This window comes from Candidatus Neomarinimicrobiota bacterium (assembly GCA_022560655.1).
GTDB lineage: Bacteria > Fidelibacterota > Marinisomatia > SCGC-AAA003-L08 > TS1B11 > JADFSS01.
Genome location: JADFSS010000008.1, coordinates 1 through 11,321, shown reverse-complemented (window position 1 = coordinate 11,321; position 11,321 = coordinate 1). Strand labels below are relative to the sequence as shown.

Below are 11,321 nucleotides of genomic sequence, written 5' to 3'. Positions count from 1 at the left end.
GACTTACTCCTCAAATTGCGCTTTGACCAGCTTCACGGCTGCCCTGCTGGATAGCCCCAGCAGTTGGGCCCGTTTCACCAGGGCGGGCAGATCGTTCCCTTTGAACCGGTCCAACTCCAGCGCCATCAGCGCTTTCCTGCCTCCGGCCTTTACAAAAATACCCACCCCCCGGCGCTTCTCAAGAATGCCCTCATCCACCAGCAGGCGGGTTGCGTTCAGCACGGTCTGCGGGTTCAGCCCCTGCTCCACCGAAATTTGCCGCACCGAGGGGATGGCCTCGCCCTCCCGCAGATCGCCGGACATGATCGCGTCCCGGATCATCTGGGCCACCTGCAGGTAGATGGGCACCTTGTTCCCAAAGGTGAGGGTCATGGGGAACCACCCTCCCCACTGCCGGGGCGTAGCAGCCGCCAGTCCATCGATGACCGGCTCGGCCCGGTTCCCAGATTGGCGGAACTGAACAGACCATACCCGCCGATAACGTTGCTGTTCGGCAGATAATTGGGGTCTGACGGCAGTCCCTCAATGTTGCCTTTGTGGTAGTCGAGGTAGGCTTGATCCATGGCAAAAATGCTTAGATTCTGCTGCCCGTAAAACCGGAGCAGGCTCCAGCCCACGATGAATTCCTCACCGTAATTGATGCTGTTGAGCGAGACCGACCTGCCCCTACGAATGCGCTGCGCAACAGAGTCGGCCGGAATCCCCTGCCACTTTATGAAGAACGCTCTCAGCTCGTCGTCGTCCGTAATCATGGTCGGCTCCTCGGCGTTTCTGGCGGTCAGGACGAGTCGCGCCATGGCCGGCGGATTGAGGGCCTCATCGGGCACGATGCGGAAGGTGAATTGGGTCGGCCGAAAGAGGGTCACGCTGTCACCATTGGCAGGCTTGTAAACGATCGTGCCGATGGAATCGCGTACCTCGCCATCCACCATGATGTCGGTGATGGCCAGCGCCGAGGGTACCGTGGTGGTGGCGGTGACCGGATCATGCCGCTCCGTAGTCACCAAAATGCTGTAGGTGAGCCCAGCCTGAATAAGCAACGTCGGGTGGTACCACAGTCCCGGCGCCTCGCGGTAGGCCAGCAGGGCATAGCTGGAATCACCCTCGGTCAGCGTCACCGTGGCACCGTCCAGGGTTACTGACAGGTCATTATAAGGCTCGGTAATGTCGGCGCTGCGGTGCAGCCTGATTGTAGCGGTGAGCGCTGAGGAATCGATAAGCGTTCCGGCGATGAGGGTGCCGTTCAGCACAATCTTCTCGCGGTAGGACTGGTCCGGCGGCAGTCCGTTGATCCAGTCGCAGCCGGAACCCCCCAGCGTCATCAGCACCAGTCCAACGACGGGAACGGCCCGTTTTATCACCACGGCTGCCCTCAAAACGATAGCCTGATGCCCAGCGAGGGGATGATGGGGAACATTTTCAGCTCGCTCTTCACCGCCGCCTTGCCCGTCACGAGTTCGTCGGTGTCCCAGAAAACGTAGAGCACGTTCCGGTGGTTATAGATGTTGATGATGTTGATGTACAGCTCCCCTGCCAGGCGCTTGCCGCTCAGGCGACGTGTCAGGCTCAGGTCCAGGCGGTGGTAGGCCGGCAGGCGCGCGTTGTTCCGCGTCCCGGGGAGGGTCTCAATCGTGAGGTCGTCCTCCAGCCCCGGCTCATAATACAAGTAGGTGCCCAGCATGCGGGTGTAGGGATAGCCCATCCCCACCTGAAAAGTGGAGCTCAGACCCCATTTGGGCGTCAGGCTCCAGCTGGCTGAGGTCTTGAACTCGTGCCGCCGGTCCCAGTTGGCCCAGTATTTCGGCTCGCCCTCAATCTGCTTCACCACCCACGACAGGGTGTAACCCAGGTAGCCCGTCAGTCGGCCCCGCGTTTTGCGGGCAAACAGCTCCCCACCCCAGGCCACCGCATCGGTGGACCGGAAGTTCTCACCCACCGTGCTGCCAAAACCGGGCTCATCGAAACTTGCCCGGGTGTCGCGGAACACCTGCAGGTTGTACATGGTCTTGGCGTAGCCCTCGATGGAGAAATAGGTCCCCCTGCCCTGATACTCATAGCCCAGGATCAACTGGTCCGAATACTGCTGCGGTGTGGACCCATCCTGCGCCAGCCAGTAGTTGATCACCTGCAGGTTGAACTCGTCATTGACCGTAAAAATGTATTGGTAGTAGCGCCCCAGCGAAAGGTTCAGCGCGGACGAGGTGTTGAGCAGATATTTGGCCGACAGGCGGGGCGCCAGGGTCACCTTTTCCCGGGCCAGATCGTAATAGTTCAGGCGCAGACCATAGCGCAGGACCCACCGGTGAAAGTTCCACTTGTCATCATAGTAAATGGCCGTCTGCAGCGGCGCCTGGTTGAGCAGCGCGGTCGTATCGCTCCCGAAAGTCGCCAGATAGTGAATATCCATGGCTTTGGTCTCAAAGCCGAACTTGATGGATCGCTGGTCGCTGCTGAAATAGGTCAGGTCACCCTTCGCGGACACGTCGCGTATCCGGTTGTGAAACTCGGCGGCGCCGCTGCCTCCGAAAGCGAAATTGGTCTCAAACCGCGAGTCCGCCAGCATGAACGTGGAGATGAGCCGGGTGCTGAACAGGTGGCGCCAGCGGGTGCTCACCGTCTGGTTGCCCCAGTTGATCTGGGCCAGGATTTCGGGCCAGTCGAGGTTGTCGGTGCCGCTGTACAGACTCACCGACACCCGGTCATTCACGCCAAAATTCTGGTACAGATTGCCTTGCAGGTCGTAGAAGTAGTAGGGCAGCTCAAAATCGATGACAGCGGCGCTGTTGAGCGCCTTCAGCACCTGGTCCAAATAGGTCCGCCGGCCAGTGAGCAACCACCCGCCGCTGCCCAGCGGCCCCTCGATAAGCGCCTTGGCAGCCACCAGGCTGATCTCGGCGCTCCCCGCCATCTGCTTGGAATTGCCGTCCTTGCTGTGAATGTCCAGCACGCTGGAGAGTCGGCCGCCATACTCCGCCGGATAGGCCCCCTTCAACAGCTCCGCCTCCCGCAGACCCTCCGTGATAAACGTGGAAAACAGACCCCCCAGGTGGGAGGGATTGTAAACGGTGATACCGTCAAACAGGATCAGGTTCTGGTCGCTGTTGCCGCCGCGCACAATCAGGCCGCTGGAAAATTCCGACTGCGCCCGCACACCCGGCAGCAGCTGGATCGCACGGAACAGGTCCACCTCCCCCAGCTGCGGCAATGACCGCAGACTTATCGGATTGAGCGTAACACTGCTCACCGTGATATCGCGCTGAAACTTCTCCCTGTCCGCGGTCACCTCCACCGTCTCGCCCTCTAGGCTTTTGGGCACCAGCTCCACATTGTGGCGATAGACCTGTCCGCTGCTCACGGCGATCTCAACGTCGAGGGTTGCGTAACCCAGATAGCTCACCTGCAGCACGTGGCTGCCCGGTGCCAGGTTGCTCAAAACGTAGTAGCCGTCCAGGTTGGCTGCCGTGCCCTGGTGGGTGCCCTGCAGCACGACATTGGCGCCGGTGAGCGCCTCCCCCGACTCGGCATCAGTGACAAAGCCCGAAATGCTGGCCGCCTGCTGGCCCCCCAGCAGGGTGGCAAATACAACGCTGAGGAGAGCGAATCTCACGTTAATGGCGGGGTGCAGAATCGGGTGCTCATGGGTTTAGCAAACCTTGCATTGTGCGCTTTATTGCACTACTGTTCTACAAGAGTATAACACCATAACAGTACCGGGGCAAGCAAAAATTTCGGCCGGCTCCGCTGCGCGTGCCATTGCGGCTAGGATGGCGTGGAGAGTATCTCGTCCTTGATTTCCCGCAGGTAGGCCAGTGCCGCCTCCCGGGTGTTGGGGATGCGGTCATCCAGGATGGCCGACTCGATGGCGCGCTTGAGCCGGCCCACCAGCGGACCGGGCTCCAGAGCGCACTCCACCATGATCTCGTCCCCCCGTACCGGTGACTGAAACGCCCGCATCTCGTCGCGCAACGTCACATCCCCCATCAACTGCTCCACCCGCTCGAAGTTGCCCAGGTAGCGTTTCTGCAGAGCGGCTTGCTTGGTGGTGATATCGGCGCGGCACAGAATCATCAGGTCGTCCACGTCGTCGCCGGCCTCGTGCATCACCCGCCGTACCGCACTGTCGGTGACCCCCTCCTTGGCCAGGGCAATGGGCCGCAGGTGCAGCCGGGTCAGTTTCATCAGATAGTTGCGCAGTTCGTTGGACAACCGCATGCGGCGGGCCACCTCCTCCAGCATTCTGCGCCCTACCTCCTCGTGGTGATGAAAGGTCCAGCCGCTCTGGGCATGATAGCGCTTGGTCATGGGTTTGCCGATGTCGTGCACCAGGCCCGCAAAGCGCAGGGCGGTCTTCCCGCTCGCGGCGGCGGCGTTGTCAACCACCTGCAGCGTGTGGGTAAAGACGTCCTTGTGGCCGCGGCCATCCCGCACTTCCACGCCGGACAGGACATCGAGCTCGGGGAAGACGTAGGCCAGCAGGCCCGTCTCCTTGAGAATAAAAAAACCGGTGCTGGGTCTGTTGGCGGACAGCAGCTTCATGATCTCGCCGGTGATGCGCTCCCGGCTGATAATGCTGATGCGCTCCTTGTTGCGCGCAATGCTCGCCAGGCCGTCGGCCACCACCTCAAACTCCAGCTGCGCGGCGAACCGCGCCGCACGGAGCATGCGCAGCGGGTCGTCTCTGAAGGTCGTGTCCGGGTCAAGGGGCGTGCGCAGGATGCCCTTGCGCATGTCCTGAATGCCGGTGTATGGGTCGAGCAGGTCGCCGAAACTCTCCCTGCCCAGCGAGGCGGCCAGGGCGTTGACGGTGAAGTCCCGCCGGGACAGGTCCGTCTCTACGTCACCGGCAGTGATGCTCGGCTTCCGCGAATCGGGCTGGTAGATCTCGCTGCGGGCGGTGGCCACTTCCACCTCCAGCCCCTGCATGGGGATCAGCGCCGTCCCGAACTTCGCGTACTCCACGACCTTGCCCACCCCCAGCCGCTCTGCCAGCGCATGGGCAAATGCGATCCCGTCGCCGGCAATCACCAGGTCAATGTCATGGTTCGGCCGCTGGAGAATGAGGTCCCGTACGTAGCCGCCCACAACGTAGGGGGTAAGCCCCTGCTCCTGCCCCAGCTGGCTGGCGGCCTCCAGTACGGGCTGGTGCTCTTCCCGGGAACGAATGAGGTCAGCGATATTGCTCATAGCGCGAGCAAGCTAACGGGGCGGAGGGGCACAATTCAAGGCATCCGGCCATCGCGGGGCCTGTCGCGGACCTGACTTTGTGCGTACCTTCGCCAAGACAATATACTCCGGAGAGCTGGCCAATGAGCACTACCCCACAGTTTGACATCATCACCATCGGTGGCGGAATTGGCGGCAGTGCCGCCGCCCTGCGAGCCGCCCAGAATAACATGCGGACACTGTTGGTGACCGGTTCAAAAGACGCTCACATCCGCAGCCGCTCGCAGTGGGTCATGAACGTGGACAACATGATCACCGTCCACGAAGGACTGATCAGAAACCAGCTGCTGGCCACGTTGCGCACCGGTGGCGACTCCCAGGGGGTGGCGCTCATCGAGGCCCAGCACTACCACATCCCCAACCGCCTCATCATCAAAAATACCCGGGCGCGGCTCACAAAACACTACCCGGACCAGGTCACCATACTGGACGCGGATTGCCAGGCCGTTCGGATCGTCGACGGGGGGTTCACCGTTGAGGTGGACGCCCTGACTTACCAGGCGCCCGCTGTGGTGCTGGCCACCGGCATCATGGACGAGCAGCCAAAAATCCAGATACACGACCGGCACGGCAATCTGATTGAGTCCACACGTCCCATCTATCCTTTCGCCAACCGTGAATCCGTGCTCTACTGCATCCGCTGCGAGGGTCACCTCACCCGCGCTGACGCCGTGGCCGTCTTTGGCTCCAGCGATACGGCCGCCGAGGTCGCCTTCATGCTCCACGAGCGCTACGACAACGCCGTCTATATCCTCACCAATGGCGCCGAACCCGCCCTTTCCGACGGCAACCGCACCCTCTGCGACGCCTACGGCATCGAGCTGGTCCCGCAACGCATCACCGATTTTGTGCGTGGCGACGTTGGCGAGCTGTGCGCCATTGCGTTCCATGGCCATCCCGAAATAGAGGTGCGCTTTGCCCTGGTTGTGCTGGGCACTTACCAGGTCTACAACGAGCTTGCCCGCCAGCTGGGCGTCAAACTGCTGGATGACGAACTTCCGCCCCAGCAGCGCCAGATCGCCATCGATTCCCGCGGCGAAACGTCGGTGCCCAACTTCTTTGCCGTGGGCGATGCGGCCCGGCGCACCGATGAGCCCACCATGAAGCAGATTTACACCGCCCAGGAATATGCGGTCCGCGCCGTGGACAGCATCGATTACCGACGGCGGCTCAGGATGCGCGAGCAGGCGCTGGCCGCATAGGCCGGCGGCTTTCCCTTGGGATTGAATCGCCGCGGCTCTACCTTATGTCCATGTGGAACTATGTGCCCATAGCACTGCTCGTGCTGGCGACGGCGCTCCCCGCTCAGTTTCGCGAGGTGACGACCCAAATTGACACGGAGCGGCTTAGCGTGCGCGAGCGTCAGGAGCTCCAGGGGCTGGAGGAAGCCATACGTCAGTTCTACCTGCACTCCCCGTGGGAGGATGACGTCGCCGATCTGGACATGATGTTGGATATGCAACTGGTCGTTCTCTCAACCGTCAACATCGGTAACGAGATCTACTACCAGGCTCAGATTCTGTTCAACAAGCGGCAGGACCAGGTCTACTTTGTCCGCGACGCCACCTTCCCCTATTCCGCGGGCAGGTCCATCAATTTCTCGCCCACGTTCGACCCGCTGGCCTCATTTCTGGAGTTCTACGGCTATATCATCATCGCGGCCGAACTGGACACCTATGAGGTTCTGGCCGGTACGGCCTACTACACCCGGGCTTCCAATCTGGCCGCAACGGGTGAGAATGACCCCTTCGTGGGCCGCGCCTGGTCCAGTCGGGTCAGCCTGGTGGAGCGGCTGATCTCAAACCAGGACATGCGCCGGGCCAAAGCCTACTTTTACGAGGCCCTGGGGATCGTCGCCGAAGAGCAGCCCGATGCACCCGCACTGCGGCAGGCGCTGGGCAAATTCCATACCTCGGTAAGCACGGTGGTGCGTCGCCAGGGACAGGAGCGCTATCTCTCGATTTTTCTGTCCGGCCACGCCAAGGAGACGGCCGAAATGCTCGCCCGGGCGGGCATGTGGCGGGAACTGGACGATATGCAGGTGCTCAACCCTGACAGTGACCGCATCTACCGGGACTTTCTGAAGGAAAAAGATCGCTAGCCTCAGCGCCGAGTCTGCCGGCTAGCCCCCTGGCTACAGCCGAACCTCAGCCCCCAGCGCCTGTCTCACATCCCGCGCCGGTAGGTAGACCTCGTCGGCCTCAGCCCAAATGGCGGCCAGGCGGCGGAGCGGGATTTGAGCGCCATCGGCATCGGCGCCTCGCAGGATCTGATACTGCTCGTAGAGCGCGGCCGGATTGTTGGGGTACACCGCCAGCAGCTCCCTGATCGTTGCCAGGGCCGCTTCCTCATCGCCCAGCTGGCGGTAGCAGCGGGCCACGTGGCGCTGCACCATCAGCCGCTTCGGGTAGCGCGACAGCGCCGCAATATAGCCGTGGATGGCCTGGCGGTATTCGCCTCTGCTCTCCCTGATGCGGGCATTCATCAGTTCCCACGGAACGTCCACCAGCAGCTTGTACTCCTGGTAAAAGGCCTCCACCTGCTCCATCTCACGGTCTGTGATGGCCGGGTTTTCCCGGCTCAGCCGGAAGTAGATCTGCATCACATCCAACACATCGTTCCACGGGCTCGGCAGGTGGACATCCATGTCGGCCAGCAGCGCTTCGGCCGAGTCAGCCATGGTGGTGAGCGCATACAGGTTGAAGTGCTTGAGGCGCAGAACGGCGCTGCCTGCGGGCCCATACAGCTTACGCTCGGCGGGAATGGCCTGGCGAATCACCTGCATGGCCTCCTTGATGCGTCCCAGCGACTCGTAGTGGCCCGCCAGCCTGGTAAGCGCCTCCACCTCCGCCTTTACGGTCTGGGCCGCATCCGCCGCTTGCCTGGCGAGGCGCAGCGCAGCTTCGAGCGCCCCCTGCTGAAAGTGGAGGCTGGCGCGGAGCATCATCACCCGGGCCCCCTGAGGGGCCAGCAGCGCCGCCCGGTCGTATACCTGCTCGGCATCGGCCAGTCGCCCCAGTAGCTGGTAAATTTCACCCGTTTCCAGCAGGGCCTCGACGTCTCGTGGATACTGATCGCTGTAGGTTTGCAGGCTGGCCAGCGCCTCCTCAAAATGGCCCAGCGCCCCGTGTATATTGGCAATGTCCCGCAGCACCAGCTCGTCGGCCGGGTCGAGCTCCAGGATGAACTCGTACTGCCCGAGGGCCTCGACAAAATAGGCGGTTTTCCTGTAAAAATTCGCCAGGCGCCGGTGGGCAATAATGTCGTCGGGGAAAAGGGTTACGTCCAGCCGCAGGACCGCCAGGGCCTTCTCCGGTTCCCCCCGCCAGGTATAGTAAACCTCCTTGATAGCACCCTGCAGGCGCTCGGGCACTTTGTAGAGGTAGTGCATGGCTGCGTCGATGGCGTCCCCCGACTCGGTGCCCAGCAACAGGTTAGTCTGGTAGAGATAGAACTGGGCCAGCGCAAAGGTCGGGTCCGCATCTACCGCCCTCATGAGCGACCGGGCTGCCGCCGCCCAATCCCGATGAAAACTTAATTGCATCATGCCGTCGATGAAGCGGGCCAGGGCACCCGGATCATCCGACGATAGGGCCGCCACCGGCAGGTCCTGCGCCGCGTCAATCTCCCCTGGCGACACCCCCAGGTCGGCCTTCATGTCCACAGCAATCCGGTCCACAAGCTCCCCCAGATCGAAGCCGTCATAATGATGGCGGGCCAGCAGTCGCCCCCTGTCGGTCCGGTAGAGGCGGGTTTCCAGGACGAACGGGTGCAGGCCGCGGACGGCGCCATCGAGGAAGTAGGTCAGGTGCAGTTTGCGGGCAATCTCCCGTTTGAGAGCCAGCGGCGCATCACCCAGCTGCGCCCCTGACTCCATCAGGTCGGCGCTCAGTTGAAACGGCGAGCGGTTGTCAAAGTAGGCGTCCTGGATCAGGTCGAGGTAGATCGCCATGGGAATCCAGCGCCTGACCCAATCCGCCTCGCTGTCGCTGCTCTCATTCGCAAAAAAATAGAGCGCCGCCTGCTTGCGAAAACTGGCCTTGGGGATGACCCGCTCAATGCGCGCGCCGGTCTCATCCTCCGCCGTGACCACCTCGGTAATCGCCCCCAGGTCCCTGCCCGAGAACAGGATCAGTACCAGCCCGACCGTGAGCGCCAGGTTGGCCGGCAGGACCACCTTGTCCAGACGCGTCCACTGGTCAGGCCCCGGCTTGCCGTGGGTCCAGGCCAGCACTACCGCCGCCGGCAGCAGCGTGCCCAGCACCAGCAGGACCAGGTCGATGAGGTACGGGGACAGCCGGTAGCGGTCCACCAGGAAGCCCAGGAACTCCACCGCCACCCAGGACGCCCCCAGGTAGAGTCCCAGCAGCGGCAGGACCCGGCGCTCCTTCAGCGCTTGCCAAAATGTGAGTCGTCGCGGTTTGCCCATCGGGCGTAATCTAACGAGCGCCGCGCGGCATGCCTACAGGTGTCCAGCTCGCTCGCGGGCTGACTCGGCCGGCAGACAGGGTGGCAAGTGGCCAGCCCACCCGGCCGCGGCCTAGTCCTCCACGATCATGGACATGAAGTGACCCACGCCGGCCAGCGTATCGCTGGTAAAGACAGCTTCCTTGACCCGCGCTTGACCCTGTTCAGACAGCCGCGCTGACGTCAGGGCGGCGAACTTGTCGTCCAGGTCCTGCTCGGTCATGGGTTCCCGGGGATCACCTTTGGGGTACTCCCGATAGACGGAGTGCTCCTGGCCGCTGGTCGTCCTGATGGTCACCCGCGAGGGCTGTTTTTCCGGGAACAGGGCTTCAAACTCCTCGCTGGCCACCCCCTTGATCTTGTGGATGATGGTCTTCAGGCGCGGGTCCTGGAGCTGCTCTTCATCGAAACTGCGGATCGTGATTTTCCGGTCCAGGATCGCCCGGGCGATGCAGTAGGGCAGACTGTGGTCCGCCGTCTCCCGGCTTTTGGGCTCGTACTTGGCCGGGTCGAACAGAATGTCGCGCGCCCGGGCAATGGTGGTGACCCGCACCTCCTCGATATCTTCCGGCTGGATGTCGTGCTCCGTTACGGCCTGCAGGGTGGCCGCGATATGCGTGTGGGTCAGCGCCTCGGTGGGAAAGGCCTTCATGGAGCACTCCATGATCTTGAAACTGGCCCCCAAATTGTCCACCAGCGCCGGGACGTCCCAGTCCGGGCCGAACACATCCATGAAGCCCTCCTTGCCCTCGAAAATCTCCTCGGTGCCGGTGAACCCTTCCTGGGCCATGAGCGCGGCAAACACGCCCGCCTGCACCGCCAGCGGGTCCACCGTATTCTTGGTCATCGTCAGCGCCCCCGCCGTGGGTGCGCCAATGGTGTGGCTGTGGCTGCCCGAGATGCCGATGGCGTTGACCAGCTGGTCCTCGCTGAGCCGCAAGAGCTTGCCGGCCACCAGGGGCGCGGCGAACTGGGTCAGCGTGGCGTGGTGCCATTTGCGCTCCCGCACGCCGGGCTTGGCAAACTCGCACAAGCGCTGCTCGAACTCGTAGCCCAGCACGATGGCCGTCAGGGTCGCCTGCATGGTGGCCCCCGCCAGCTCGCCCACGCTCAGGGCCGCCGGAATGAGGTCTGAGGGGTGCGACGGGTCTTCGCGCCAATAGATGTCGTTGAAGTCCAGCGCCCGCACGGCAATGGCGTTGACCAGCGTGGCGTTCACGGCCGGGATGCGCTCGCCGCTCACCAGCAGGCTGGCCTCGTGGGTGCCCTCCATCTGCCGGTAGAGCCGCCGGATGATCTGCGAGTCCCGGGTGTCAAAACCCCCAAAGGCGCAGCCGATGGTGTCGTACAGGTAGCGCTTCGCCTCGCGGACGACCTCCTTGGGCAGATCGTCAAACTCCAGCGCCAGTGCGAACCGGGCCAACTGCCGGGATATGCTGGTTGCCATGCTAAACCTCTACGATGACTGTTCCATTGCTGTCAGTTGACCGATGATGGCCGCCCGCCAAAGTTATCACTGAGCAGCAGGGATAGTGCCATCCGCAGGCCGGGCAACCCCCTCCCCCCCTGCCGGTATCACGTCCACCGACGGGAGGGATGATACCGAAGTGATACCGAAGAGATACCAAAGT

8 protein-coding genes are annotated in these 11,321 nt (G+C 62.6%); 2 read left to right on the top strand and 6 right to left on the bottom strand.

Annotated elements, in window-relative coordinates:
* Positions 1–3 precede the first annotated feature (3 nt).
* From IH971_02465 to IH971_02450, 4 genes are all read right to left on the bottom strand, one after another.
* On the bottom strand, positions 4–372 hold the full coding sequence (locus tag IH971_02465; GenBank protein MCH7496697.1) for a GntR family transcriptional regulator: 369 nt from the start codon (positions 370–372) through the stop codon (positions 4–6).
* The gene (locus IH971_02460) at positions 369–1,361 is read right to left on the bottom strand and encodes a DUF4249 family protein (protein ID MCH7496696.1); all 993 of its coding nucleotides are present in this window, start codon (positions 1,359–1,361) and stop codon (positions 369–371) included. The genes IH971_02465 and IH971_02460 overlap by 4 nt, the downstream gene beginning before the upstream one ends.
* An 11-nt stretch (positions 1,362–1,372) precedes the next feature.
* On the bottom strand, positions 1,373–3,607 hold the full coding sequence (locus tag IH971_02455) for a TonB-dependent receptor (protein MCH7496695.1): 2,235 nt from the start codon (positions 3,605–3,607) through the stop codon (positions 1,373–1,375).
* A 152-nt stretch (positions 3,608–3,759) separates the two neighbouring features.
* Positions 3,760–5,184: an HD domain-containing protein gene (locus IH971_02450; GenBank protein ID MCH7496694.1), complete on the bottom strand. Its 1,425-nt coding sequence runs from the start codon at positions 5,182–5,184 to the stop codon at positions 3,760–3,762.
* Positions 5,185–5,306: 122 nt separating this feature from the next.
* Between IH971_02450 and IH971_02445 the strand changes: the two genes are divergently transcribed.
* Both IH971_02445 and IH971_02440 read left to right on the top strand, forming a co-directional pair.
* The gene (locus IH971_02445; GenBank protein MCH7496693.1) at positions 5,307–6,425 is read left to right on the top strand and encodes an NAD(P)/FAD-dependent oxidoreductase; all 1,119 of its coding nucleotides are present in this window, start codon (positions 5,307–5,309) and stop codon (positions 6,423–6,425) included.
* 50 nt (positions 6,426–6,475) lie between these two features.
* Positions 6,476–7,324, top strand: coding sequence for a DUF4835 family protein (locus tag IH971_02440; GenBank protein MCH7496692.1), 849 nt, complete (start codon positions 6,476–6,478; stop codon positions 7,322–7,324).
* Positions 7,325–7,357: 33 nt separating this feature from the next.
* Here IH971_02440 and IH971_02435 read toward each other — a convergent pair whose 3' ends face one another.
* Positions 7,358–9,652, bottom strand: coding sequence for a tetratricopeptide repeat protein (locus IH971_02435; GenBank protein ID MCH7496691.1), 2,295 nt, complete (start codon positions 9,650–9,652; stop codon positions 7,358–7,360).
* 111 nt (positions 9,653–9,763) lie between these two features.
* Positions 9,764–11,137 carry an MmgE/PrpD family protein gene (locus IH971_02430; protein MCH7496690.1) on the bottom strand — a complete coding sequence of 458 codons (1,374 nt, stop codon included), beginning with the start codon at positions 11,135–11,137 and terminating at the stop codon, positions 9,764–9,766.
* Between the last annotated feature and the right edge of the window lie 184 nt (positions 11,138–11,321).

Bases quoted from the DNA above. Each gene is read 5' to 3' on its own strand.
- IH971_02435 (MCH7496691.1), bottom strand. From the start codon at position 9,652: ATGGGCAAACCGCGACGACTCACATTTTGGCAAGCGCTGAAGGAGCGC.
- IH971_02440 (MCH7496692.1), top strand. From the start codon at position 6,476: ATGTGGAACTATGTGCCCATAGCACTGCTCGTGCTGGCGACGGCGCTC.
- IH971_02445 (MCH7496693.1), top strand. From the start codon at position 5,307: ATGAGCACTACCCCACAGTTTGACATCATCACCATCGGTGGCGGAATT.
- IH971_02465 (MCH7496697.1), bottom strand. From the start codon at position 372: ATGACCCTCACCTTTGGGAACAAGGTGCCCATCTACCTGCAGGTGGCC.
- IH971_02450 (MCH7496694.1), bottom strand. From the start codon at position 5,184: ATGAGCAATATCGCTGACCTCATTCGTTCCCGGGAAGAGCACCAGCCC.
- IH971_02430 (MCH7496690.1), bottom strand. From the start codon at position 11,137: ATGGCAACCAGCATATCCCGGCAGTTGGCCCGGTTCGCACTGGCGCTG.